We start from the raw sequence: 25,404 nt of genomic DNA, 5'->3' as shown, positions 1-25,404 counted from the left end.
TTCGGTTCAAAGGGGGATTCTGTCAAGGATACATATGAAAAAGGCCTGCAAATTCTTGCAAGCCTTTGCCGATGCGGGAAATTTGAAGGTGATTCAGGCCAGCAGACGTTCGGCCGTGACCTCGGATGTGATCAGACCGCTGATCAGACGACCCTGCAAGGCCGCCCGGATCGCCGGCAGCTTGGCGGTCCCCGATGCAAGTGCCACCACCGGCTTTTCGGGGTTTGCGGGCAGCGGGGCCGAGGCGACGCGGCGGTTGAAGGCGCAATCCATGATCCGGCCGTCGGTGTCATAGATCCAACTTGTGATCTCGCCCGCAGCACCTTGGGCGATCAGGTCGCGGATTTCGGGTTCGGGCAGGAAGCCGTCGATGTGCAGGGGGGCGGTCATGTCCATCTGGCCGATGCCCACCAGTGAAATATCGGCCTGAGCGCACAGGTTCAGCGTGTTGCGGACGCCAAGCTGCTGCTGCATGGCGCGCAGTTCCTGCGGGTCAGGTGCCAGAACCGGCAGCGGATAAGGGTAATGCGGCGCACCCACGCGTTCGGCCAGCCGGATCGTGGCGTTATAGGGGGTGGCCGAGCCGTCCTCCATCATGTTGCCAAGGCGCGAGACGATGACATGTTGGGGGCAGGACATGCGCGGCAGCTGTTCGACCAGCGCGCGCAGGGCACGTCCGGTGCCAAGGCTGATGATGCGCCTTTCGGGCGATTTCAGTACACGTTCCAACTCCGCGGCAGCGGCGATGGCAATACCGGTCAGCAGATCCGGCGCATCAGGGTCCGAGGGCGCGACTTCGCAGATCTGCAGGTCGAAACGGTCACGCAGGGCCGCGGCAAGGTCCATGCAACGCCCGATGGGATGGTCCAGCCGCACCTTGACCAGCCCCTCGGCCACGGCCATCGCCACCAGACGTTGCGCCGACTGGCGGCTGACCCCCAGCTTGCGCGCGATCTCGTCCTGGGTGTTGCCTGCGACGTAATACAGCCAGCCCGCGCGGGCGGCGTCGTCAAGGCGGGTGGATTCAGGGCTGAAGCGTCCGTGGCTCATCCGTGATCCCCCGGGGTCTGCAGGCGGGCGATCAGGTCGGGCAGCCGTGACCAGTCGTCAAGCCGGGCGACGCCCGCATGGGGGGGCTGGTCGCGCAGATGCGCCCCGCCGGTGTAATGCAGCACGCGGATGTCGGCGGCCTGCGCGGCCTGAATCCCGGGAACGCTGTCCTCGATCACCAGCGCACGGTCCGTGGCACAGCCCATCTGGCGGGCCGCGAACAGGAACAGGTCGGGCGCGGGCTTGCCACGTCCGACCTGACTGGCGGTGAAGACATGCGGGCCGAAGCGTTCGGACAGGCCCAGCACCTGCAGCGTATGCGCCACCCGCGGCGGGCTGGAGGAGGTCGCAACGCAGATCCGGCGGTCACCGATGGACGACAGCATCGCATCGAACCCCGGCGTGGGCTTCAGTTCGGCGTCGAAGCGTTCCAGCAGGCGGGCGCGATAGGTCGCCTCGAAATCGTCGGGAAGGGTGCGGTCGAAACGGTGGCGGATGGTGGCGGCCACGGTCGGAAAACTGCGGCCCAGAAAGTCGCGGCGCACGTCCTGCATGGTGATCGCGATGCCCAGCTGCGCCAGTTGGGCGATCAGCACGCTTGCGGACAGAACCTCGCTGTCGGCAATGACCCCGTCACAGTCGAAGATGATCAGATCGACCTGCATGTGGCCTTTTCCTTCCTTGATTTCCGCAGGAATAGTCAAAAAACCCCTTGCGGGAAATAGCGGAACGGCCCCGACCGGCTGCGGCCCATTGCGCCCCGCCACGGCGCGCATTTATCAGCACCCCTGCGTCGAACGGCTTTACACCCCGCCCCCCAGCTTGCAAACCAGAGACACGATGATCACGCAAAAGATGAAATATGCGCTGAAGGCGTTGCTGGTTCTGGGCGACGAGGCCCGCAGCCCCGCCCCCCAGCCCCTGACGATCGAGATGATCGCCAAGCGTTCGGGCGCGCCCAAGCGGTTTCTGGAGCAGATCCTGCTGGAAATCCGCAATGCCGGTCTGGTCGCTTCTGTGCGTGGTCGGGCAGGGGGATACAGTCTGATCAAGCCCGCGTCCGACATCTCGATTTCCGAACTGCTGCGTCTGATCGACGGCCCCATAGCGCCGCTGCCCTGCCTGTCGCGCCGTGCCTATCAGCGCTGCGACGATTGCACCGATGAGGCGACCTGTCGTCTGCGCAAGGTCTTTGCCGAGGTGTTCTGGTCCTATCTGATTCTGATCGAATCACTAAGTCTGGCGGACATGCTGGAGTCCGATCAGGTTGCCGCAAGCATCACGGGCGGCGATTCCTGATGTCGTCAATTCACTGATTTTCAATGCTTATTCCTGAAATTTAAAACACGACCTTTCAGGTGTATATTTTTATCTTGCTATAGACGACTTTGTCTGTCGTTATTTAGGTATTGGCTGCAGCGACAGCCGGACCCGGACCAGCAAGGATGCGACGATGACCCGACATTTCCGCCCAAGCGATCTACCCCCGCGGCCCTTCCGCGCGGTGACGCTGATCGAACGCCGCGATGCCGCGTTCCACGGTCCGGCGCATCTGCTGACGGCCATGCAGGGGCGTCACCGCTGCCGTCCGGCGGGCCAGTCCTGCATCGCAAGGCAGGGCGGCCAAGCAACCCTGCCCGCCATCCTCTGACCCAGATCCTTTCAGGAGAATTGCCATGATCGTCACCATCAAGACCGGCAAATACAGCAGCGCCCAAGGCCCGCGGGTCGCGCAGCACAGCGATGGCCGCGTCACCATCACCACCGGCCGCGCCCAGTTGACCGGCTTTCCCGTCGGACGGCTGACGCCGGCCGGCATCTGAGCGCAGCAAAGGACGCGTCCCATGACCATCCGCCCCGCCTTCCTGACCCTTGCCCTGCTGGCCGTGGCGCCGCAGGCCCGTGCGCAGGATCTGCTGAACGTCAGCTATGACCCCACGCGCGAGCTGTATCGTGCCGTGAATACGGCCTTTGCCAAAGAATGGTCCGATCAGGGCCATGACGCGGCCCGGCTGGAAACCAGCCATGGCGGGTCCGGCGCACAGGCCCGCGCCGTGATCGAGGGCTTGGACGCGCAGGTCGTCACCCTTGCCCTTGCCAGCGACATCGACAAGATCGCGCAGGCCGGAAAGCTACCCGCCGATTGGCAGGCGCGTCTGCCGCACAACTCCAGCCCCTATACTTCGACTATCGTGTTCCTGGTGCGGGCAGGCAACCCCAAGGGCATCAGCGATTGGGGCGATCTGCTGAAGGACGGGGTCGAGGTGATCACCCCGAACCCAAAGACCAGCGGCGGTGCGCGCTGGAACTATCTGGCGGCATGGGCATGGGCGCAGGCTAACGACCGCGACCCCAAGGAATTCGTCCACGATCTGTTTGCCCATGTCCCGGTGCTGGATACCGGCGCGCGCGGCGCCACCACGACCTTCGCGCAGCGCGGCATCGGCGATGTCCTGCTGGCTTGGGAAAACGAGGCCTGGCTGGCGCAGCAGGAGCTGGGCAGCGATCAGTTCCAGATCGTCACGCCCTCGGTCAGCGTCCTGGCCGAACCGCCGGTTGCGATGGTCGATGCCAACATCAAGGACGATGCGCAGCGCGAACTGGCGAAGGCCTATCTGGAATACCTTTATACTCCGCAGGCGCAGGCGATGGCCTTCGCACATTACTATCGCGCATGGGATGACAGCCAGGCCGACCCCGAAAACGTCGCCCGCTTCCCCCAGATGAACCTTGTCACGATCGAGGATCTGGGCGGTTGGGCCAGGCTGCAGCCCGAACATTTCGGTGACGGCGGCATCTTCGACCAGATCTACGCGGGTCCGTGATGACCGCGCGCGGATGGATCGCCCGCAGCCCCATGCCGGGGCGGGGCCTTTCGGCGGGGATCACCCTGTCGATGCTGTCGGCGGTGGTGCTTCTGCCCATCGGCGCGCTGATCTGGCAGGGGGCGCAATTCGGCCCCTTTGGCCTCTGGGATGTTATCAACCGTCCCCGTGTCTGGGCGGCGCTATGGCTGTCCTTCCGGCTGGCCTTTCTGGCGGCGGCGTTCAATCTGGTCTTCGGCACGCTGCTGGCCTGGGTGCTGGTGCGCTATCGCTTTGCGGGCCGCAGGCTGGTCGATGCGGCGGTCGATCTGCCCTTCGCGCTACCGACCGCTGTGGCGGGGATCGCGCTGACGACGCTTTACGCGCCGAACGGCATGCTGGGGGGGCTGGCCGCGCAGATCGGCTGGAAGATCGCCTATACGCAATGGGGCATCTTCCTGGCACTGGTCTTCGTCGGCCTGCCCTTCGTCACCCGCACCGTCCAGCCCGTGATCGAGGAAATCGACACCGAGGTCGAGGAGGCCTCGGCCACGCTTGGGGCGTCGCGCATCCACACGATCCGCCGCGTCATCCTGCCCATGCTGACGCCCGCCGCCCTGACCGGCTTTGCACTGTCGATGGCGCGCGGGGTGGGGGAATACGGCTCGGTCATCTTCATCGCCGGCAACATCCCCCTGAAGACCGAGATCGCCCCCCTGCTGATCGTCATCCAGCTGGAGGAATACAATTACGACGCCGCCGGTGCGATCGGCCTGGCGATGCTGGCGATTTCCTTCGTCATGCTGCTGGCGATCAACCTTGTCCAGATCTGGTCCCGCAGGAGGATTGGTCATGTCTGATGCCGTCTTTATACCCCGCTTCCGCCGTGCCAGCGACGACAGCCCCCTGATGCGGCTGGTTCTGATCGCAGTGGCGCTTGGCGGTCTGGCGTTGCTGGTGTTGATGCCCCTGGTGGTCGTCATCGGACAGGCGCTGGCGCAGGGCTGGGGCGCGGCCATCGCATCCCTTGCCAGCCATGACGCGTGGTCGGCGATCCGGCTGACGCTGCTGATCACCGCCATCGCGGTACCCTTGAACGCGGCCTTCGGCATCGCCGCCGCCTGGTTCATCACCAAGTTCGACTTTCGCGGCAAGGCCTTCCTGATCACGCTGATCGACCTGCCGTTTTCCGTCAGTCCCGTTGTTGCGGGCCTGTGTATCGTGCTGCTGTTCGGGGCGAATTCCACCCTTGGCGGCATGCTGATCGCGCATGGCCATCCGGTGGTCTTCGCGGTGCCGGGCATCGTGCTGGCCACGGTCTTCGTCACTTTCTCCTTCGTCGCCCGCGAACTGATCCCGGTAATGATCGAACAGGGCCGGGCCGAGGAAGAGGCCGCCCTGACCCTTGGCGCATCCGGCTGGCGGGTCTTTGCCACCGTCACCCTGCCCAACATCCGGTGGGCGCTGCTTTACGGCACGCTGCTCTGCACCGCCCGTGCCATGGGGGAATTCGGGGCCGTGGCGGTCGTATCCGGCAAGATCCGCGGCCAGACCGCCACCATGCCGATCACGATCGAGATGCTGTACAACGAATACCTCTCGGTCGCGGCCTTTTCCATGGCGGGGCTGCTGACCTGCCTGGCCCTGATCACCCTGACCCTGAAAACCGGGCTGGAGCTGCGCCACGCGGACGCCCTTGCCGCAACCCGTCGCCACTGAGGACAGATCATGCATATCCAGATCGACCAGATCGCCAAGACCTTCGGCACCACCTCGGCGCTGCATCCGGTGTCGCTGTCCATCCCGCAAGGCGCGCTGGTGGCGCTGCTGGGGCCTTCGGGGTCGGGCAAGACCACCCTGCTGCGCATCCTTGGCGGGTTGGAGTATCCGACCGCGGGCCGCGTCTTGTTCGACGGTCAGGACGCCACGAACATGTCGGTGCAGGATCGCCGCGCGGGCTTCGTGTTCCAAAGCTATGCGCTGTTCCGGCACATGACGGTCTTCGACAACATCGCCTATGGCCTGCGGGCCCGCCCCCGCGCGTCCCGCCCTGCACCGGCGCAGATCGCGCAGCAGGTGACGCGCCTGCTGGACCTGATCCAGCTGCCCGATATCGGCAGCCGCTTTCCGACCCAACTGTCGGGCGGGCAGCGACAGCGGGTGGCCCTGGCGCGCGCCTTGGCTATCCAGCCCCGCATGTTGCTGCTGGATGAACCCTTCGGCGCGCTTGACGCCAAGGTCCGCAAAGAGCTGCGTCAGGGGCTGCGCGATATCCACGACGAAACCGGCCTGACCTCGATCTTCGTCACCCATGACCAGGACGAGGCGATGGAGCTAGCCGACATGGTCGTCGTCATGTCCATGGGCCGGATCGAGCAGATCGGCACCCCGGCCCAGATCCGCCAGACGCCTGCGACCAGCTTCGTGCGGGATTTCATTGCGGCATGACGCGCATGTTCAACACTCTTGATGACTGTTGAACATCTCTGTATTCAACAGTCGAAGGGATTGTTGAACATGACGCCGAAACTGCATTCCGCCTTGGCTCATGCGGCCTATCACGACCTGCTGCGGTCGCTTCGCGACGAAGGGCTGCGCGACTTGCGCGGCACGCCGACGCTGGTGACGCGGAACGGGCGCGGATACTGGTATGACAGCTTCCGCGTCGGGGCCGATGTCCGCAAGCGCTATATTGGTGAGGATGCGCCCGACCTTGCTGCCCGCATGGCCCGCGCCCGCGAAGATCGCGTCCCCGCCGACCAGCGCCGCCGGGACCGGGCGCGTCTTGTTCGCCTGTTGCGGGCCGAAGGGTTCCTCGGCCTCGACCCGACCACCGGCAGCCTGATGGCGGCGCTTGCGGGGGCGGGGGTGTTCCGGCTTGGTGGCACGGTGGTCGGCACCCATGCATTCCGCCTCTATGAGGGAGAAGCTGAACCTGCGCCTCGGGCTGGATCAGGTGGCGCAGACCGATGATCTGGACATCGCCAGCTTCGAACGCCTGTCGCTGGCGCTGGAGGATGCCGCCGCGCCCCCCGTGCAGCAGGTGCTGGCCGATTTCGATTTCGACCCCGCGCCCAGTCTGGAGCCCGGTCGCGCTTGGCGCTGGCGGCAGACGGCGGGCAATGCGCTGGTGGAATTCCTGACCCCTGCCTTCGATCAGGAAGGTCTGCGCGATCTGCCCGCGCTTGGCGTGCAGGCGCAGGCGCTGCGGCATCTGAACTATCTGATCGCGGAACCCATCCACGCCGCCATCCCCTATCGTAGCGGCGTGCTGGTGCAGATCCCCCGACCCGAGCGCTATGCCATCCACAAGCTGATCGTGGCCGACCGCAGGCGCGATCAGGACCGGCTGAAATCGGCCAAGGATCGCGCACAGGCGGCGCTGCTGATCGCAACGCTGGCCCATGACCGCCCCGACGATCTGGCCGAGGCGTATCAGGATGCCCTGTCCCGCGGACCACGCTGGCGCGATCGCATCAATGCCAGCCTGTCGCGTATGCCGGATACCGCGGCGCTGCTGGCTGCGCTTTAACCCGCGACGACGATACGGGTCTGCCAATCCTGACAGGCGCGCGACAGATCGCGCGGCAGATCCTGATCGGTGAACAGGCAATCGACCTGCGATAGGCTGGCGATCCGCGCAGGTGCGCTGCGGGTCAGCTTGGAATGGTCGGCCACCAGAAATGTCCGGCGCGACTGGCGCAGGATGGTCTGGCTGACGCCGACCTCTTGGATGTCGAAATCCAGCATGTCGCCGTCCGGGTCCAAGGCCGAACAGCCGATCACCGCCAGATCGAACTTGAACTGCTGAATGGTCTGCGCCGCCAGCGAGCCCACCAACCCGCCATCCGCGCGTCGCAGGCTGCCGCCGGTGACGATCACATCGCAATCGGGGTTGGCCGCCAGGATATTGGCCACGTTGATGTTGTTCGTCACCACCAGCATGTTGCGATGGCCAAGCAATTCGCGGGCCACGGCCTCGGTGCTGGTGCCGATGTTCAGGAAAAGCGAGATGTTCTCGGGCACCTCGGCGGCGCAGGCGCGGGCGATGCTGGTCTTGGCATCCTGATGCAGCGCACGGCGATCCTCATACCCGATATTGGCCACGCCTGACGACAGGATCGCGCCGCCATGCACGCGCTCCAACCGGCCGGTGTCGGCAAGTTCGGAGAGATCGCGGCGGATGGTCTGCAGGGTGACGCCAAAGTGGTCGGCCAGACCTTCGACCGTGACCTTGCCGTCGCGGCGGGCAATCTCGAGGATCTGGGGGTGGCGGAAGGTCTGCGACATCGGGCGTCCTTTTCGCCAGATGTGCCACGCAAAAACCGTTCAGGCAAGATGTTCGTTTCGTTGCGCTTTATGCAAGATCTGGCAACAGATGGGCTCGATTGCGCGCGAAATCGGTGCGGAAAAGTGGCGCGCATGATGACTTAACTTCCATAGATGCATGAATTTATTGGAAAATAACAAAATGAACAAAAACGAAAATTAGGGGCTTTCTTTTCTGCGCGTTCGGGTCCAGAAATTGGACCAACGCATGACGTGGAAAGGAACGGCCCTTGTCCGACAGCAGCACCCCGGATCTTGTCGATCTGTTCGTGGTCGGTGGCGGCATCAATGGCTGCGGCATCGCGCGTGACGCGGTCGGTCGCGGTCTTTCGGTGACCCTGGCCGAGATGGGCGATCTGGCGCAGGCCACGTCGTCATCCTCGACCAAGCTGTTCCACGGCGGGCTGCGCTATCTGGAATATTTCGAATTCCGCCTTGTCCGCGAGGCGTTGATCGAGCGTGAAGTCCTGTTGCAGGCCATGCCGCATATCAGCTGGCCGATGCGCTTCGTGCTGCCCTATCACCCGGACATGCGGTTCGAATCCGACACGCCGACCTCGAAACTGCTGGGTCTGGTCATGCCTTGGATGAAGGGCCGCCGTCCGGCATGGCTGATCCGCTTGGGGCTGTTCATGTACGACAATCTGGGCGGTCGCAAGATTTTGCCCGGCACGCGGACGCTGTCGCTGGATGGCACCCCCGAAGGCGCGCCTTTGCAGGAACGTTTCCACTACGCCTATGAATATTCCGATTGCTGGGTCGAGGATTCACGTCTGGTCGTCCTGAACGCCCGCGATGCCGAGGCGCGCGGCGCCAACATCATGACGCGCACCAAGGTTGTCTCGGCCGATCGCCACGCCGATCATTGGGTTGTCACCGTGCAGGGCCCCGACGGGCAGCAGCAGAGCCATCATGCACGCATGCTGATCAACGCGGGCGGCCCTTGGGTGGGCGACATCATCCAGGGCAAGATACGCCTGAATTCGACCGAGGGCGTGCGTCTTGTGCGCGGGTCGCATATCGTGACGCGCAAGCTCTATGATCACGACAAATGCTATTTCTTCCAAGGCACGGACGGGCGGATCATCTTTTCGATCCCGTACGAGACCGACTTCACCCTGATCGGCACCACCGATGCGGAACATCAGGACCCCTCGGTCAAGCCCGAATGCACACCGGAAGAACGCGATTACCTGCTGAATTTTGCCAACCAGTATTTCCGCCAGCAGCTGTCGGCGGATGACGTGGTCTGGTCCTATTCCGGCGTGCGTCCGCTTTATGACGATGGCGCGCAAAGCGCGACGGCGGCAACGCGGGATTACACGCTGAAGGTGGACAGCGATGGCGGTGCGCCGGTGCTGAACGTCTTTGGCGGCAAGATCACGACCTATCGCCGGTTGGCGGAATCGGCGCTGGAAAAGATCGGCGTGCATTTCGATGCATTGCCCGGATCCTGGACCAAGGGAGTCGCGCTGCCGGGTGGGGATTTCCCCGTCAACGGGGTCGCCGCGCTTGTCGAAGGGCTGCGCAAGGCGCATCCTTTCCTGACCGAGCGTTGGGCGCTGCGCCTTGTGCGCGCCTATGGTGCCGAAGCGTCCGAAGTGATGGGCAATGCCGTCATGCCTGCGGATCTGGGCGTCGATTTCGGCGCCACTTTGACCGAGGCTGAGGTGATCTGGCTGATGGATCGCGAATATGCCACCTGCGCCGCTGACGTGATCTGGCGCCGCAGCAAGCTGGGTCTGCATCTGGATGATGATCAGATCCGCGCATTGGATGAATGGATGCAGGCCCGGATGGGCCGCGCGGGTGCCGCCGCAGGATAAGCGGCGCAACCTTGGGAGGGGATCGAACACATGACTTTGGAACTGAAAGGCGTCAGCAAGATCGTCGAGGGGCAGGTGCATATCCACCCCACCGATCTGACGCTGGAACGCGGAACGATGAACGTGCTGCTGGGGCCGACGCTGTCGGGCAAGACCTCGCTGATGCGGCTGATGGCGGGGCTGGACAAGCCCGCCGAGGGCCGGATCATCTGGAACGGCAAGGACGTCACCGGAATGCGGGTTCAGGACCGGCAGGTGGCGATGGTCTATCAGCAATTCGTCAACTATCCGGCGATGACGGTCTTTGACAACATCGCCTCGCCCCTGCGGCTGATGGGTGTCGATGCGGCCGAGATCGATGCCCGGGTCCGCGAAACCGCCGATATGATGAAGCTGTCCCCGATGCTACAGCGCAAGCCGCTGGAACTGTCGGGTGGCCAGCAACAGCGCTGCGCCCTTGCGCGGGCGCTGGTCAAGAACGCCGGTCTGGTCCTGCTGGACGAACCGCTGGCGAACTTGGACTACAAGCTGCGCGAAGAGCTGCGCGTCGAGATCCCCCGCATCTTCGAAGCTTCGGGCGCGATCTTCGTCTATGCCACCACCGAACCCGAAGAGGCGCTGCTGCTGGGCGGCAACACGGCCACCCTGTGGGAAGGCCGCGTGACGCAATTCGGGCTGACGCCGCATGTTTATCGCCAGCCGGCCTCGGCCACGACGGCGCGGGTGTTTTCCGATCCTCCGATGAATTTCGTCGGCATGGAGAAGCGCGGCGACCGCCTGTCCTTCGACGGCGGGCAGGGCGGTGATGCGGGCCTGTTGGCCACGCTGCCCGACGGGCGGTATCAGGCGGGATTCCGGCCCAACCACTTGCATCTGTCGCAGCCCGCGCCCGATGCGCTGCGTTTCGACGCCGCCCTGGTCGTGACCGAGCTGACCGGGTCCGAGACCTTCGTCCACATGGACCATCACGGACAGCGTTGGGTCGGACTGATCCACGGCGTCCACGACCTGCCGCTTGGTCAGACCCTGCCGGTCTGGCTGGAACCGCGCCACGTCTATGTCTTTGCCGAGGATGGCCGCCTGGTCACCCCCGCAGCATATGCAACGGCAGCCTGAGGGGGACGCGACAATGGCAAAGATCACACTGGAAAACCTGGCGCATTCCTATCTGCCGAACCCGAAATCGGAAGATGATTATGCGCTGAAGCAGCTGGACCATGACTGGGACGACGGGGCGGCCTATGCGCTGTTGGGGTCGTCGGGTTGCGGGAAATCGACGCTGCTGAACATCATCTCGGGTCTGCTGATCCCGTCGCAGGGCCGCATCCTGTTCGACGGGCAGGACGTGACCCGCGCGCCCACGGCAGAACGCAACATCGCACAGGTGTTCCAGTTCCCGGTCGTCTACGACACCATGACCGTGCGCGACAACCTGGCCTTCCCGCTGCGCAACCGTGGCCGGGACGAGGCTTACGTCGCCGAACGCGTTAACGAGATCGCGCGCATGATCGGCATGGAACATATGCTGTCGCGCAAGGCCCAAGGGCTGACGGCCGATGCCAAACAGAAGATCAGCCTTGGCCGCGGCATGGTCCGAAAGGACGTGAACGCGCTTTTGTTCGACGAACCGCTGACGGTGATCGACCCGCACATGAAGTGGGAATTGCGCACGCAGCTGAAGAAGTTGCACCATGATTTCGGTCACACGATGATCTATGTGACCCATGACCAGACCGAGGCGCTGACCTTCGCCGACAAGGTCGTGGTCATGTATGATGGTCGCGTCGTCCAGATCGGCACGCCCGAAGAACTGTTCGCACGTCCCGAACATACATTCGTCGGCTATTTCATCGGCTCGCCGGGGATGAACCTGCTGCCCGCCAAGATCGACGGCAATCAGGCGCTGGTGCCGGGCGGCACCACACCCTTGGCGCATTCATACGGTCCCGTGTCGGGCAATGTGCAGATCGGCATCCGTCCCGAACACGTGCGCCTGTCCGCGGACCAGGGCCTGCCCGTCACCATCCGCCGGATCGAGGATGTGGGCCGCCACAAGATCATCCGCGCCGATCTGATGGGCCATGACATCAACATCATCGCACCCGAGGATCAGTCGATCGGGTCGGACATGACCCGCGCGGTCTTCGATCCGGCGCATGTCAACGTCTATGCCGACGACTGGCGCGTCGCGCCCCGTTAAGGGCCGGCAAGGGGAGGGGAAAGAATATGGACAAGACAGTCAACAACAAGGCGTGGTTCCTGGTCCTGCCGGTGCTGGTTCTGGTCGCGTTCTCGGCGGTGATCCCGCTGATGACGGTGGTCAACTACTCGGTTCAGGACACCTTCGGGAACAACGTCTTCTTCTGGGCGGGGCTGGAGTGGTTCCAGGACCTTCTGGCATCCGACCGGATGTGGAACGCATTGGGCCGCCAGCTGGCGTTTTCCGCCATCATCATCGCGATCGAGATCCCGCTTGGCATCTTCGTCGCGCTGCACATGCCCAAGCGCGGCTTCTGGGCCAGCGTGGTGCTGGTGCTGATGTCGCTGCCGCTGCTGATCCCGTGGAACGTGGTCGGCACCATCTGGCAGATCTTCGGCCGCGTCGATATCGGGCTGCTGGGCTATACGCTGGATGCCCTTGGCATCGACTACAACTATACCCAGAACACCGTTCATGCCTGGGCCACGGTCATCGTGATGGATGTCTGGCACTGGACGTCGCTAGTGGCGCTGCTGGCCTATGCCGGTCTGCAATCCATCCCCGACGCCTATTATCAGGCCGCCAAGATCGATCAGGCGTCGCGTTGGAAGGTCTTCCGCTATATCGAGCTGCCGAAAATGGCGGGCGTGCTGATGATCGCCATCCTGCTGCGCTTTATGGACAGCTTCATGATCTATACCGAGCCTTTCGTCGTCACCGGCGGTGGTCCCGGCAACGCCACGACCTTCCTGTCCATCGATCTGGTGAAGATGGCTTTGGGACAGTTCGACCTTGGACCTGCGGCGGCCTTCTCGCTGATGTATTTCCTGGTCATCCTGTTGATTTCATGGGTGTTCTACACCGTCATGACCAATCTTGACAAAAGGGGCTGATCCATGAGCAAGCGCATCAACGGCAGCGCCGTCGTCATGATCCTCTATCTTCTGTTCCTGATGCTGCCGATCTATTGGCTGATCAACATGAGCCTGAAGACCAACGCCGAGATCACCGGCACCTTCAGCCTGTGGCCGCGCGATCTGACGTTCCGCAATTACGTCACCATCCTGACCGATCCCAGCTGGTACATGGGTTACGTCAACAGCCTGATCTATGTGGTGATGAACACGGTGATTTCCGTGGGTGTGGCGCTGCCGGCAGCCTATGCCTTCAGCCGCTATCACTTCATGGGCGACAAGCATCTGTTCTTCTGGCTGCTGACCAACCGCATGGCACCGCCCGCCGTCTTTGCGCTGCCATTCTTCCAGCTTTATTCGTCGGTCGGGCTGTTCGATACGCATATCGCTGTGGCCTTGGCGCATTGCCTGTTCAACGTGCCGCTGGCCGTCTGGATTTTGGAAGGCTTCATGCGCGGCGTCCCGAAGGAGATCGATGAAACCGCCTATATCGATGGCTACAGCTTCGGCCGCTTCTTCATCAAGATCTTCATGCCGCTGATTTCGTCGGGCATCGGGGTTGCCGCATTCTTCTGCTTCATGTTCAGCTGGGTCGAGCTGCTGCTGTCGCGCACGCTGACCTCGGTGGCGGCCAAGCCTATTGCCGCGACGATGACACGGACGCAAGGTGCGTCAGGGGTGGATTGGGGCGTACTGGCCGCGGCCGGCGTGTTGACCATCGTGCCGGGTGCCTTGGTCATCTGGTTCGTACGAAACTATATCGCCAAGGGCTTTGCCCTGGGCCGCGTGTAAGGGGGGAATTGCATCATGTCCTGGATGGCTTGGACCATGCCGACGGCGCTTTTCTTCGCCACCATCGCGGTGTTGCTGATCATCTTCTCGATCCTTGCGATCCGCTTTCCCGAAACGCCGCGCACCGGCGTTCTGGGGATCGAGACGACACGCGGCGACCGCCTTTTCATCACGCTTCTGGGCTCGGCCTTCATCAACCTGGCATGGCTGGGTCTGGTGGGGCTGGCGCAGCCCTGGGCGTTGCTGGTCTGCCTGATCTACGCCGCTGCCGTTTTCCGGTGGGTGTGATCGCGCGGGGCCTGCGGACGTAAGGAACCCGCGGGCCAAAAAGAAACGGAATAATCCCAAGGGAGGGAAACACATGAACAGAAGATTGCTGTCCACCACTGCGGTGCTGATGGCGCTGACCGGACCCGCATTTGCGGATATGGCGGCCGCCACCAAGTTCCTGGACGAGGAGATCGGCGACCAGTCGGTCCTGTCGCGAGAGGATCAGGAAGCCGAGATGCAGTGGTTCGTCGATGCGGCAGAGCCCCTGAAGGGCATGTCCATCAACGTGGTCTCGGAAACGATCACCACGCATGAATATGAAAGCCGCGTCTTGGCGCCCGCCTTCACCGCCATCACCGGCATCGAGGTCACTCACGACCTGATCGGCGAGGGCGACGTCGTCGAAAAGCTGCAGACCCAGATGCAGACCGGCGAAAACGTCTATGACATGTATATCAACGATGCCGACCTGATCGGGACGCATTGGCGGTATCAGCAGGCCCGCAACATCACCGACTGGATGGCCGAAGAGGGCGCCGATTTCACCAACCCCGATCTGGATCTGGACGATTTCATCGGCCTGGCATCCGCGACCGGTCCCGACGACAAGCTGTACCAGCTGCCCGTTCAGCAGTTCGCGAACCTCTACTGGTTCCGCCACGATTGGTTCACCGACCCCGACATCATGGCCGAGTTCCGCGCCGAATACGGCTATGATCTGGGCGTTCCGGTCAACTGGTCGGCTTACGAAGATATCGCCAAGTTCTTTACCGGTCGCGAGATCGACGGTCAGGAAATCTTCGGCAACATGGATTACGGCAAGAAGGACCCCTCGCTCGGCTGGCGCTTCACCGATGCATGGATGTCCATGGCCGGCATGGGTGACAAGGGTGAACCCAACGGCTTCCCGGTTGATGAATGGGGCATCCGCGTCAACGAAGACTATCAGCCTGTGGGATCCTGCATGGCGCGTGGCGGTGCCACGAACAGCCCCGCTGCCGTCTATGCCATCGAGAAATACATCGACTGGCTGAAGAACTATACGCCCCCCGCGGCAGCAGGCATGACCTTCAGCGAGGCTGGCCCCGTTCCCGCACAAGGCAACATCGCCCAGCAGATGTTCTGGTACACCGCCTTCACCGCCGACATGGTCAAGGAAGGCCTGCCCGTCATGAACGAGGACGGCACGCCGAAATGGCGCATGGCCCCGTCGCCATACGGTGCCTATTGGGAAGAGGGCATGAAGGTCGGCTATCAGGATGTGGGTGCCGCCACGCTGATGAAATCGACGCCTGTGGACCGCGCGCAGGCCGCATGGCTTTATGCACAGTTCATCGTCTCCAAGACCGTCGACACCAAGAAAAGCCATGTCGGTCTGACCTTCGTGCGTGACAGCACCGTCCGCCACGAGAGCTTTACCGAACGTGCGCCGGAACTGGGCGGTCTGGTCGAATTCTATCGCTCGCCCGACCGGACCCGTTGGTCGGACACCGGCCTGAACGTGCCGGATTATCCGCGCCTGGCGCAGCTGTGGTGGCAGAACATCGGCGATGCATCCTCGGGTGCCAAGACCGCGCAGGAAGCCCTGGACGCGCTTTGCGAACAGCAGGAATCCGTGCTTGAGCGTCTGGAACGTTCCGGCGTCCAGGGCGACCTTGGCCCCAAGATGAACGAGCCGCAGGACCCGCAGGTCTGGCTGGATCAGGAAGGTGCGCCCAAGCCCAAGCTGGAGAACGAAAAGCCCGCTCCGGTCACCATCGCCTATGAAGACCTGATCAAGCGCTGGCAGGAATAAGCCTGCGCCATGCGAACGGGGGGCGCGGTCAGCCGCGCCCCCTTCGACACCTCTGACAAGACGGATTGCCATGACCCATATCCTTGCCATCGATCAGGGCACGACCTCGTCCCGCGCCATCGTCTTTGACGGCAAGATGGCGATTGTCGCCACCGCGCAGGAAGAATTTCCCCAGCATTTTCCGCAATCGGGTTGGGTGGAACATGACCCCGCCGATCTGTGGGCCAGCGTTGCCGCCACCTGCCGCGCCGCGATCGAAAAGGCGGGCAATCCCACCATTGCCGCCATCGGCATCACCAACCAGCGCGAAACCACGCTGGTCTGGGACCGCAAGACCGGCAAACCCATTCATAATGCCATCGTCTGGCAGGACCGCCGCACCGCAGATTTCTGTCGCGAACTGGATGCATCGGGCCATGCGCCGATGATTACCAAACGCACCGGCCTGCTGGTGGACCCTTATTTCTCGGCCACCAAGCTGAAATGGATATTGGACCATGTCGACGGAGCCCGCGACCGCGCCGAAGCGGGCGAGCTGCTGTTCGGCACTGTCAACAGCTGGCTGATCTGGAACCTGACCGGCGGCAAGGTCCACGCCACCGATGCGACAAATGCCGCCCGCACCATGCTATATGACATCCACAAAGGCCGTTGGAGCCGCACGATCAGCGATCTGTTCGGCATCCCGCTGAAGATGCTGCCCGAGGTCCATGATTGTTCATCCGATTTCGGCACCACGCGACCCGATCTGTTCGGGCGTCCCATTCCCATCACCGGCCTTGCAGGCGATCAGCAGGCCGCAACCGTGGGGCAGGCATGCTTCAAGCCGGGGATGATGAAATCGACCTATGGCACCGGCTGCTTTGCGCTGTTGAACACTGGCGATACGCCGGTCACATCATCGAAACGGCTGCTGACGACCATCGCCTATCAGCTGGACGGCAAGCCGACCTATGCGTTGGAGGGGTCGATCTTTATCGCGGGTGCCGTGGTCCAATGGCTGCGTGACGGGCTGCAGATCATTCGCAATGCCGCCGAAACCCAGCCATTGGCGGAAAAGGCCGATCCGGGGCAGCAGGTGATCCTTGTGCCGGCCTTCACCGGCCTTGGCGCGCCCTATTGGCAGCCCGATTGCCGTGGCGCGATCTATGGTCTGACCCGCAATTCGGGGCCTGCCGAACTGGCGAAAGCCGCCTTGGAAAGCGTCGGCTTCCAGACCCGTGACCTGCTGGAGGCGATGAAGGCCGACTGGCAGGCCAAGGGCGAAACCGCCCTGCGTGTCGATGGCGGGATGAGTGCATCCGATTGGGCCATGCAGTTCCTGTCCGACATCCTTGGCGCGCAGGTCGACCGCCCGCGCGTCACCGAAACCACGGCCCTTGGCGCCGCTTGGTTGGCGGGACGGAAATGCGGGATCTATCCCGACGCGCAGGGCTTTGCCGACGAATGGCGCCTTGATCGCAGCTTTACCCCGCAGATGGACGATGACGACCGCGATGCGCGCTATGCGGCGTGGGGGCGGGCAGTCAAGGCGACGATGACGATCTAGGCGCATCGTCGCGCTTGCCAAAGGGGGCTTTCAGGGGCAACCCTTGCGCATGTGACAGATAGGCAGGCCCTTGATGCAGGATGCACCCCGGATATTGCTGATCGGCGCGGGCCATGCGCATCTGGTGGCCCTGCCCGAGATCAGGCGTCGCCTGCCCGATGCCCAGATCACCCTGATTGACCCATCGCCTTTTGCGGCCTATTCGGGGATGCTGCCGGGCGTTGTCGCGGGACATTACCGGGCGGATCAGGCGCGGTTCGACCTGTCCCATATCGCCCAGCTGCATGGTGTCAGGCTGGTCACGGGCAAGGTGGACGGCATCGATCCTGACCTGCGGCAGGCGACGACAACGGCGGGGCGGATGGGGTTCGACATCGCCTCGGTCGATATCGGCATTCAGGGCGATCTGCGCCAGATTCCGGGCTTTGCCGATCATGGCGTGGCGGTCAAACCGCTGTCCGGCTTTGCCGACCGATGGGCGCGGTTTCTGGACAGCCCCGGTCCCGTGGCCATTATCGGTGGCGGCGTGGCGGGGGTGGAACTGGCGCTGGCTGCCGCCCATTGCATCGGCCCGCATGTCACGCTGATCGAATCCGGCCCGCGCATCCTGTCCGAGCTGCCACCCGCCCCGCGGCGCCTGCTGCTGGAGGCTTTGGCCGACCGTCGTGTCACCGTGCATATCAAGTCCACCGTCGCCTGCATCCTGCCCGAGGACGTGATCCTGACCGACCGCACCCGCATTGCCAGCGACCTGACCATCGCCGCGGCAGGCGGGCGGCCCGCCCCTTGGCTGGCGCGCTGCCTGCCATGTGACCCGCAGGGGCATGTGACCGTCGGGGCGGACCTGCAGGTCACGGACTGCCCCGGCATCTTTGCCGTCGGCGACTGCGCGGTCATCGTCGATGCGCCTCGACCCAAGGCCGGCGTCCATGCCGTCCGGCAAGGGCCGGTACTGGCGCGCAACATCGTGGCATCGGTGCAGGGCAGGGCGACGGTCGCGCATAAACCGCAGCGCCATCACCTGAAGATCGTCTCGCTTGGTGGAAAGTCCGGTTTGGCCATCTGGCGGGGGGCGCATGTCGCGGGGTCGTGGGTCTGGCGGTGGAAGGACCGCATCGACCGGCGCTTCATGGCGCGTACCGGTCGTTAGGAACCGCAACTGCCCGCGCCGGGGGTGATCTGGGCAAGGATCGGATAGTGATCGCTTGGCCATTCCCCATCAAAGCGCTGGCGGATGGCCACCGGGGGTCCCTGCATGGCGGTGCCGCAATCCAGCAGGACGTGATCGATGGCGCCGAAGAGGTTCAGCCCCCGGTTCAGGTGATAGGTGGATCCCTTGACCGGCGACAGGCTCAGCCCGGCCTGCTTCAGGATGTCAACCGTGTCCGACCCCGCCATCGCATTCAGATCGCCGACCAGCACCACATGTTCGCCCGAGGTCGTCCACTCCGCCACGCGGTCGCGCACCAGCTGCGCCGAACGCAGCCGGTTCTCACCGCTGCCATAGTCGAAATGCACGTTCACAACCCGCAGGTCCTGCCCGCTGCGCAGGTCGTGAAATTCGGCCCATGATGCAAAGGCAGGATAGGATCCGTTGAAGGTCCGCGAATAGATCACATCCGGCGTTTGGGAAAAGAAGAACCATCCCTGATCCAACAGCTTCAGCCGGGTATGGCGATAAAAGATCGGCTGCGTGGTCGGGAAACTGCGCCAGTCCCCCGTGGCGGCGGCGCGGTAATCCGGCATCGCCTGCAACAGCGCATCGCGGGCCAGATTGACGCTGCCATCATCGCCACGGCGAAAACTCTCCATTTCCTGAAAGGCGATGATGTCGGCGCCAAGCGTCGTCACCGCCTGTGTCATCGCGGGTCGGCGACGGTCCCAATCCGCGACGGACCATGCGCCCTTGGGTTTGTCCAGGATGATATAATGGACGTTGAAGCTGGCCAGCCGCAGGTCCTGCGGAGAGGCGGCACCAAGCGCCTGCGCCCCCGCGCCGCGTCCGTTCCACAGGTGCACCACCCCCACGGCCAGCACCAGCAGCAGTGCGAATGCGCCGATCAACTTTGAAATTCGACGTGCCATGGGCATTCTTCCGTCCCTGATCGGGCCTTGTGGGGGCATGGGTGGTTGACGCTGCCGGGCAGCAAGGTAAAGCAGCCGCTCTTTCATGATAGGCAGGAACGACACATGGGCAAGCATAAGGTCATCTTCGACACCGACCCCGGCGTGGACGACGCGCTTGCGCTGTATTACCTGATCCGCCATCCGCAGATCCAGCTTCTGGGCGTCACGACGGTCTTCGGCAATGCCTCGGTCGCGGATACGACCCGCAATGCGCGGTTCCTGCTGCGGTCATGGGACGTGTCGGTGCCCGTGCATGCCGGTGCCGCCGAGGCACTGACCCCCGATATGCCGTCCGAGGATTTCCCCGTGCATATCCACGGCGCGAACGGCCTTGGCAATATCGCCATCCCGGACACAGCAGTAGATGAGGCCGATACCGCCGCCCAGTTCGTGATCGACCAGATCCGCGCCAACCCCGGTCAGATCCGCATTCTGGCGGTGGGCCGTATGACGAACCTTGCCCGCGCGCTGCAGATGGCGCCTGATATCGCAGACCTGGTGGGCGACGTGGTGATCATGGGCGGTGCCTTCCGCGTGCCCGGCAACATCACCCCCGCGGCCGAGGCCAACATCTGGGGCGATCCGCTGGCCGCCGACATGGTCTTTGGCGCCGATTGGCATGTCACCGCGATCCCGCTGGACCTGACCACCCGCACGCTGATCAATCGCCGCGAATTGCAATCCATTGCCGACAAGGGCGGGGCGGGGATGCAGTTGGTGGCCGATCTGTCCCAAGATTACATCTCGTTCTATGGGCAGGCTGGGTTCGACGGCATGGTCATCCACGATTGCTGCGCCGCGGTCTTCCTGACCGACCCCGACCTGTTCCGCCTGACGCATGGACAGGTGCGCGTGCTGTGGCAGGGCATCGGGCTGGGGCTGACCATCATGAACCCCCGCGACCGCAAGGGTCCGAACGCCGAATGGGACGGGCTGCCCCTGCAGGCCTATTCCCACGACGGAGATGTTGATGCGATCGTTTCCCGAATTGCGCAGGTCTGCGGCGGCGAATAATACCTTATGTGTGAACGATGGCGCGCGATTATACCGCTGTATCGAACACAGAAGGCGAAATTTCATGACTAATCAATGACGGTCCGTCCTCTTATCTGTCAGTCATCGAAACGGCGCAGTCGTTTCCCTGACATTCAAATTCGGAGACTGAAACCATGAAAACCATCATGATCGCAATGACCGCCCTGACCCTGGCAACCGGCGCAGCCGGTGCAGCAACCAGCGCACGCAACGAACGCCCCGACGCCATCAACACCACCGCAGCCGTCGAAACCATGCAGGTTCGTGCAAACTCGGTGATGACCTCGGCCGAACTGGCCCGTGCCGACATGGACGCCGGCGAGATGCTGACCGTCACTGCCTTCCCCTCGACCACGCAAGTTGCCAACAGCAACCAGGACCGTTAATGGTTCACCAGCTGGAAGGTTCCGTGATGGACCCCTCCGACCGTCATGCCCAGACCGGGTATGGCGGTCTTTCTTTATCTGGCACCGGCCCTCGGGGCGTTTTGGCTGAACGCGACAGGCCCCTGTTGGACATCGGAATGGATATCAAGGTCCTCCGCAGTTTTGCGGCCATTATCGACGAAGGAAGCTTTGCCAATGCCGCGCGCAAGGTTGGCATTTCGAAAAGCATGTGCAGCAAGCTGATCTCGGATCTGGAAGCGGATCTGGGAACGCGGTTGCTGACGCGCACCACGCGGGCGGTCAAGCCCACGGCCATCGGCCTCAGCTTCTATGCCGAGGTCAGCGACATCCTGTCCCGCCTCGATGCCGCGACCGAGGCGGTGCGCGCGGCGTCGCAACGCCCGTCAGGCCCGCTGAAGCTGGGCAGTCCGGTGCAATACACGCTGAAGGTCTTTCAGCCGCATCTGGTCCGTTTCATGGAGGAACATCCCGACATCCAGCTGGACGTGACGCTGGACGACGGACGATCAGACATGACGCGCGACGGCTTCGACGCGGTGATCCGCATCGGCAATCTGGAAGACAGCACCCTGCATGCGCGCAAACTGCATGACGCGCGGATCATGCTGGTCGCCTCGCCCGCATATATCGCCGAAAAAGGCAGCCCCGACAGCCCGGCCCAACTGCGCGACCACCATTGCCTGCATTACACCAACCTGCGCGGCCCCAGCACCTGGCCGCTGCGGCATGAAAACGAGGTGATCTATCAAAAGATCACCCCGGTGTTTTCGTCGAACAACGGTGAATTGCTGCGGTCGTTGGCTGTGGCGGGCAAGGGCATCGCGCTGGCGCCGGAATTTCAGGTGGCCGACGATCTGGCGCAGGGTCGGTTGGTGCCGGTGATGGCCGATTACGCGCTGCCGGGGGTGCCGGTGCATGTGCTTTATTCCAGCCGCAAGCTGGTGACGGCGGCGCTGGCCAGTTTCCTTGATTTCGTGGGTGGCCTTAACCTCGACTGACAGCTTGGTGACAAATCGCCGCCTTGCGCCCCGCGCCGCGACCTGCCCTGATGGGGGCAGGGCACAATGGCAAAGGGGCCAACCATGACCGATCAGGTGACCATCATCGGCGCGGGAATCACCGGCATTGCCTGTGCACGACATCTGCATCGGGCGGGTCTGAAGGTGCGCGTCATTGACAAGGGGCGCAACATCGGCGGTCGCATGTCCACCCGCCGCACGCGGCAAGGTCTGCAATTCGACCATGGCGCGCAGGATCTGGCGACAACTGACCCCGACTTCGCGCAAATGCTGCGGGGATTGGGCGGTGCGGTTGCCCCTTGGGCCGATCGCGGCCCGGTGGGCAGTCCGGGCATGTCCGATGTCGTGCGCGCCATGGCCCGCGATCTTGACGTCACGCAGGGTGCGATGGTGGCCGGATTGCGTCGCGGCGATGCAGGCTGGCAGATCGCCATCGACGACATATGGCAGGACGCGGGCCGTGTGGCTCTGGCGATCCCGGCACCGCAGGCGCGCGACCTGCTGGGCGCGGATCACCCCTTTGCCGAACCGCTTGCAAAGGTGGCGTATGACCCCTGCGTGACACTGATGGCGGGGCTGTCGCCAGATGCGCCGCAGCCGTTTCGCTGGAAATCGGGAACAGGCGCCGCGGCCTGGATCGCCCATGATGGCAGCAAGCCGGATCGACAGGGCCAGCCGCTGGCAACCTGGGTCATGCAGGCCGATCCGGACTTCAGCGCGCAACATATCGACGTGGGCTTCGACCAACTTGCCTGCATGATGGCCCCCGTTCTGTTGGACCAACTGGGCGCCGCCTCTGATCATCTGCAGTATGCATCCGCCCATCGCTGGCTGTATTCGCGCGTGTCGCGGCCACTTGGACAACCGTTTCTGGCCGATGACGGCAATGGTCTGCTGGCGGGGGGTGATTGGGCGCTTGGGCCGACGGCGCGGGATGGCTGGGCAAGCGGCACCGCGATGGCCGCGCATCTGCTGGCCGATGGATGATCGCCGTCCAAAGGCGCGGGCGGTTCCGTCAGGGCGATTGACGCGGCTGATGCAGATCGGCGGGCTTGCCACGAACATCGGTGGGCGGGCCATCGCGCAGGGGTTGGGCCAATTGGCCACGGGCCGCCGTCTGGATGCGCGCGATCTGCTGCTGACGCCCGCCAATGCCGCACGTCTGGCCTTACAGCTGTCGCGGATGCGCGGTGCGGCGATGAAGGTCGGCCAGTTGATCTCGATGGAAAGCGGGCAGTTTCTGCCGCCGCAACTGGCACAGATGCTGCAAGGCCTGCAGGCCGAGGCCGACCACATGCCCGAACGCCAGTTGCAACGCGTGTTGGCGCAAGCATGGGGAACCGACTGGCGCAGAGGTTTTGCCGATTTTCAGGTCAGGCCGATTGCTGCGGCCTCGATCGGGCAGGTGCATCGGGCGGTGACACATGACGGGCGGGTGCTGGCGGTCAAGGTGCAATACCCCGGCGTGCGTGCCAGCATCGACAGCGACGTTGACAACCTCGGCCTGCTGCTGCGCATATCCGGACTGCTGCCCCCCGGAACCGACATCGCGCCGTTGCTGGAAGAAACGCGCCTGCAACTGCACGCCGAGGCCGATTATCTGGCCGAGGCCGCCAAGATGACCGCCTATGCCCGCGCGCTTGGCGACCGTGAGGGCGTCATCATGCCCACGCCTGATCCGGACCTGACTACCAGTCATGTCCTTGCGATGCAGTTCATCGACAGCCAGCCGATCGACAGTCTGATCCATGCGCCCGCTGCCACGCGCAACAAGGTTGCGCAGGATCTGATCGACCTGACACTGGACGAATTGTTCCATTTCAACCTGATGCAGACCGATCCGAATTTTGCGAACTATCGCTGGCAGCCCCAGACGGGTCGCGTCGTATTGCTGGATTTCGGGGCGCTGCGCAGCTTTTCGTCCGAACTGGCGCCGACATATCTGCAGCTTCTGCGCGCGGGGTTGGCGGATGACCGCGATGCCGTCCGACAGGCGGCAATCGACATCGGCTATCTGGCATCCGATGCCGATGCCGGTCATCAGGCCGCGGTCATGCAGATGATCGAACTGGCCCTGTCGCCTTTGCGCCGCGGCGAGGACTTCGATGCCGCCGCCACGACCATCCCCCAACAGATCGCCGATATCGCCCTGAGCCTCTCACAATCGCGGCGGGTGGCGCATGTCCCCCCGCCGCAGATCATGTTCCTGCACCGTAAGCTGGGAGGGCTGTTCCTGCTGCTGTCGCGGCTGCAGGCCCGGATCGACCTTGACCGCCTGCTGCACAGGCTGGGGGTCAGCGGTCCTGATCGGACAGCGTATCACCCGCCAGAATTGCCACGCGGCTGAATTCGTCGGCCATGGCCAGTTCTAATGCGCTGCCTTCTGCGGGGACGGCGCCGGGGTCTTCCTGCCCGTCGCGCATGACCTCGCGGTTGGATATCCAATCCAGCAACTGGGTGCGATCCTGTTCCGGCAGGGATGCGATCAGGCGGGACAGGATGCGACGGTGAGCCAGCATGCGACCCTCGATGGCGCTTGGGGTGGGTTCGGTCATGGCATTTTCCTTTTGCGGATCAAGGTCTGAACCCGCAGGCGGGCAGTGAAGTTCCTGTCATGGAACAACACCGTCATGCAGGTGTTGTGGCGCGCAATCGACGTGGGGGATTGGGGCATGTGGACTTGGGTGTCTGACAACAGCGGGATCGTTCAGGCAGGGCTGTCGGCCATCACGGCGCTGGTCTGGATGGTCTATCTGCACATCATCGTCTCGGGGCTGCGCCGCCAGCGCCGGACCGAGATTTTAGTGCATTTGGGTGGCGCACGCGATCTGTCCGCCCGCATCCTCGTCAGCAACCTCGGGTTCGAGCCGATCTACGTGCTCGAGATCATGCTGTCGGTGCGCACCACGCAGGGGGAACGGGTGTCGTCGGTCGCGGACCGCACCGAGATCGCGCGCGAACAGCACAAGACCCCGCGTGAGGCGACGCTGCAGGGGCCGCTGAAGTCGGGCAACTCGGTGGATATCGGCAGCGTCACCGACCTTCTGGACCGCGCCCGCCACAACAGTTTCGAGAATATCGATCTGGAGGACATCACCGAGGTCGAGGTGACCGTCGCCGCCCTGACCGCCGCCGACAGCCGCATTGCCGCAGCAACGCGTCGCTTCTTGCTGAAACACAATGACGGCTCGATCTGCATCGTGCCGAAGAACCTCTATGCGAAACAGATCAGATCCCGCTGGAGGCGCCGCCAGATCGAGCAGCGCCTGCGTCAGCTGTTGTGACGA

The 25,404-nt window shown here is 63.5% G+C and carries 29 protein-coding genes; 24 read left to right on the top strand and 5 right to left on the bottom strand.

Annotated elements, in window-relative coordinates; translation table 11 throughout:
* Positions 1-93: 93 nt before the first annotated feature.
* Positions 94-1,050 carry a sugar-binding transcriptional regulator gene (locus SJY40_RS15490; protein WP_378948771.1) on the bottom strand — a complete coding sequence of 319 codons (957 nt, stop codon included), beginning with the start codon at positions 1,048-1,050 and terminating at the stop codon, positions 94-96.
* Positions 1,047-1,715 (bottom strand): HAD family hydrolase, encoded by a 669-nt coding sequence (locus tag SJY40_RS15485; RefSeq protein ID WP_378948768.1) that lies wholly within the window; start codon positions 1,713-1,715, stop codon positions 1,047-1,049. Before SJY40_RS15485 ends, SJY40_RS15490 begins: the two co-directional genes overlap by 4 nt.
* Before the next feature lie 175 nt (positions 1,716-1,890).
* Here SJY40_RS15485 and SJY40_RS15480 point away from each other — a divergent pair, with 175 nt between their 5' ends.
* The 9 genes from SJY40_RS15480 to SJY40_RS15440 all read left to right on the top strand — a co-directional run bounded on the left by SJY40_RS15480 (position 1,891) and on the right by SJY40_RS15440 (position 7,386).
* On the top strand, positions 1,891-2,349 hold the full coding sequence (locus SJY40_RS15480) for an RrF2 family transcriptional regulator (RefSeq protein ID WP_378948765.1): 459 nt from the start codon (positions 1,891-1,893) through the stop codon (positions 2,347-2,349).
* Between the two features lie 154 nt (positions 2,350-2,503).
* On the top strand, positions 2,504-2,701 hold the full coding sequence (locus SJY40_RS15475; protein WP_378948762.1) for a hypothetical protein: 198 nt from the start codon (positions 2,504-2,506) through the stop codon (positions 2,699-2,701).
* A gap of 25 nt (positions 2,702-2,726) precedes the next feature.
* The gene (locus SJY40_RS15470; protein ID WP_378948759.1) at positions 2,727-2,873 is read left to right on the top strand and encodes a hypothetical protein; all 147 of its coding nucleotides are present in this window, start codon (positions 2,727-2,729) and stop codon (positions 2,871-2,873) included.
* A 21-nt stretch (positions 2,874-2,894) separates the two neighbouring features.
* A complete protein-coding gene (locus tag SJY40_RS15465; RefSeq protein WP_378948756.1) occupies positions 2,895-3,875 on the top strand; it encodes a sulfate ABC transporter substrate-binding protein in 981 nt (326 codons plus the stop codon).
* Complete coding sequence (gene cysT, locus SJY40_RS15460; RefSeq protein WP_378948753.1) at positions 3,875-4,714, top strand: sulfate ABC transporter permease subunit CysT; 840 nt, start codon at positions 3,875-3,877, stop codon at positions 4,712-4,714. The genes SJY40_RS15465 and cysT overlap by 1 nt, the downstream gene beginning before the upstream one ends.
* Positions 4,707-5,573, top strand: a complete 867-nt coding sequence (gene cysW, locus SJY40_RS15455; protein ID WP_378948750.1) for a sulfate ABC transporter permease subunit CysW — start codon at positions 4,707-4,709, stop codon at positions 5,571-5,573. The genes cysT and cysW overlap by 8 nt, the downstream gene beginning before the upstream one ends.
* Positions 5,574-5,582: 9 nt before the next feature.
* Positions 5,583-6,302 carry a sulfate/molybdate ABC transporter ATP-binding protein gene (locus SJY40_RS15450; protein WP_378948746.1) on the top strand — a complete coding sequence of 240 codons (720 nt, stop codon included), beginning with the start codon at positions 5,583-5,585 and terminating at the stop codon, positions 6,300-6,302.
* A gap of 69 nt (positions 6,303-6,371) precedes the next feature.
* A complete protein-coding gene (locus tag SJY40_RS15445; RefSeq protein WP_378948743.1) occupies positions 6,372-6,827 on the top strand; it encodes a GSU2403 family nucleotidyltransferase fold protein in 456 nt (151 codons plus the stop codon).
* The gene (locus tag SJY40_RS15440) at positions 6,772-7,386 is read left to right on the top strand and encodes a GSU2403 family nucleotidyltransferase fold protein (RefSeq protein ID WP_378948741.1); all 615 of its coding nucleotides are present in this window, start codon (positions 6,772-6,774) and stop codon (positions 7,384-7,386) included. The genes SJY40_RS15445 and SJY40_RS15440 overlap by 56 nt, the downstream gene beginning before the upstream one ends.
* On the opposite strand, the gene SJY40_RS15435 is transcribed toward SJY40_RS15440, so the two are convergent.
* On the bottom strand, positions 7,383-8,144 hold the full coding sequence (locus tag SJY40_RS15435; protein WP_378948738.1) for a DeoR/GlpR family DNA-binding transcription regulator: 762 nt from the start codon (positions 8,142-8,144) through the stop codon (positions 7,383-7,385). The two genes, SJY40_RS15440 and SJY40_RS15435, sit on opposite strands and share 4 nt — an antisense overlap.
* Positions 8,145-8,413: 269 nt before the next feature.
* Between SJY40_RS15435 and glpD the strand changes: the two genes are divergently transcribed.
* The 9 genes from glpD to SJY40_RS15390 all read left to right on the top strand — a co-directional run bounded on the left by glpD (position 8,414) and on the right by SJY40_RS15390 (position 18,679).
* On the top strand, positions 8,414-10,009 hold the full coding sequence (glpD, locus tag SJY40_RS15430) for a glycerol-3-phosphate dehydrogenase (protein WP_378948735.1): 1,596 nt from the start codon (positions 8,414-8,416) through the stop codon (positions 10,007-10,009).
* Between the two features lie 30 nt (positions 10,010-10,039).
* Positions 10,040-11,125, top strand: coding sequence for an ABC transporter ATP-binding protein (locus tag SJY40_RS15425; protein ID WP_378948732.1), 1,086 nt, complete (start codon positions 10,040-10,042; stop codon positions 11,123-11,125).
* A gap of 13 nt (positions 11,126-11,138) precedes the next feature.
* Complete coding sequence (locus tag SJY40_RS15420; protein ID WP_378948729.1) at positions 11,139-12,209, top strand: ABC transporter ATP-binding protein; 1,071 nt, start codon at positions 11,139-11,141, stop codon at positions 12,207-12,209.
* A 26-nt stretch (positions 12,210-12,235) separates the two neighbouring features.
* Positions 12,236-13,102, top strand: coding sequence for a carbohydrate ABC transporter permease (locus SJY40_RS15415; protein ID WP_378948726.1), 867 nt, complete (start codon positions 12,236-12,238; stop codon positions 13,100-13,102).
* A gap of 3 nt (positions 13,103-13,105) precedes the next feature.
* Positions 13,106-13,915, top strand: coding sequence for a carbohydrate ABC transporter permease (locus tag SJY40_RS15410; RefSeq protein WP_378948723.1), 810 nt, complete (start codon positions 13,106-13,108; stop codon positions 13,913-13,915).
* A gap of 15 nt (positions 13,916-13,930) precedes the next feature.
* A complete protein-coding gene (locus SJY40_RS15405; protein ID WP_108502990.1) occupies positions 13,931-14,203 on the top strand; it encodes a DUF2160 domain-containing protein in 273 nt (90 codons plus the stop codon).
* 73 nt (positions 14,204-14,276) lie between these two features.
* Positions 14,277-15,980 (top strand): ABC transporter substrate-binding protein, encoded by a 1,704-nt coding sequence (locus SJY40_RS15400; RefSeq protein WP_378948719.1) that lies wholly within the window; start codon positions 14,277-14,279, stop codon positions 15,978-15,980.
* 70 nt (positions 15,981-16,050) lie between these two features.
* Positions 16,051-17,529, top strand: a complete 1,479-nt coding sequence (glpK, locus tag SJY40_RS15395; protein WP_378948716.1) for a glycerol kinase GlpK — start codon at positions 16,051-16,053, stop codon at positions 17,527-17,529.
* A gap of 73 nt (positions 17,530-17,602) precedes the next feature.
* Positions 17,603-18,679 (top strand): FAD-dependent oxidoreductase, encoded by a 1,077-nt coding sequence (locus SJY40_RS15390; protein WP_378948713.1) that lies wholly within the window; start codon positions 17,603-17,605, stop codon positions 18,677-18,679.
* On the opposite strand, the gene SJY40_RS15385 is transcribed toward SJY40_RS15390, so the two are convergent.
* The gene (locus SJY40_RS15385; protein WP_378948711.1) at positions 18,676-19,593 is read right to left on the bottom strand and encodes an endonuclease/exonuclease/phosphatase family protein; all 918 of its coding nucleotides are present in this window, start codon (positions 19,591-19,593) and stop codon (positions 18,676-18,678) included. The genes SJY40_RS15390 and SJY40_RS15385 overlap by 4 nt on opposite strands.
* A gap of 126 nt (positions 19,594-19,719) precedes the next feature.
* Between SJY40_RS15385 and SJY40_RS15380 the strand changes: the two genes are divergently transcribed.
* From SJY40_RS15380 to SJY40_RS15360, 5 genes are all read left to right on the top strand, one after another.
* Positions 19,720-20,670, top strand: coding sequence for a nucleoside hydrolase (locus SJY40_RS15380; protein WP_378948709.1), 951 nt, complete (start codon positions 19,720-19,722; stop codon positions 20,668-20,670).
* A gap of 176 nt (positions 20,671-20,846) precedes the next feature.
* Entirely contained in the window at positions 20,847-21,077 is a 231-nt protein-coding gene (locus tag SJY40_RS15375; protein ID WP_378948707.1) for a hypothetical protein, read from the top strand.
* A 137-nt stretch (positions 21,078-21,214) separates the two neighbouring features.
* Entirely contained in the window at positions 21,215-22,096 is an 882-nt protein-coding gene (locus SJY40_RS15370) for a LysR family transcriptional regulator (protein WP_378948704.1), read from the top strand.
* Positions 22,097-22,180: 84 nt separating this feature from the next.
* On the top strand, positions 22,181-23,104 hold the full coding sequence (locus tag SJY40_RS15365; RefSeq protein ID WP_378948701.1) for an NAD(P)/FAD-dependent oxidoreductase: 924 nt from the start codon (positions 22,181-22,183) through the stop codon (positions 23,102-23,104).
* Complete coding sequence (locus tag SJY40_RS15360) at positions 23,097-24,464, top strand: ABC1 kinase family protein (protein WP_378948698.1); 1,368 nt, start codon at positions 23,097-23,099, stop codon at positions 24,462-24,464. The genes SJY40_RS15365 and SJY40_RS15360 overlap by 8 nt, the downstream gene beginning before the upstream one ends.
* Here SJY40_RS15360 and SJY40_RS15355 read toward each other — a convergent pair.
* Positions 24,412-24,672 carry a hypothetical protein gene (locus SJY40_RS15355; RefSeq protein ID WP_378948695.1) on the bottom strand — a complete coding sequence of 87 codons (261 nt, stop codon included), beginning with the start codon at positions 24,670-24,672 and terminating at the stop codon, positions 24,412-24,414. The genes SJY40_RS15360 and SJY40_RS15355 overlap by 53 nt on opposite strands.
* Positions 24,673-24,717: 45 nt before the next feature.
* On the opposite strand from SJY40_RS15355, the gene SJY40_RS15350 reads away from it, so the two are divergent.
* Positions 24,718-25,401, top strand: a complete 684-nt coding sequence (locus SJY40_RS15350; protein ID WP_378948693.1) for a hypothetical protein — start codon at positions 24,718-24,720, stop codon at positions 25,399-25,401.
* Positions 25,402-25,404 lie beyond the last annotated feature (3 nt).

This window comes from Paracoccus sp. R86501, from assembly GCF_042466435.1.
GTDB lineage: Bacteria > Pseudomonadota > Alphaproteobacteria > Rhodobacterales > Rhodobacteraceae > Paracoccus.
Note: the sequence above shows the minus strand (reverse complement) of the source record. Positions and strands in the feature narration are given on the sequence as shown.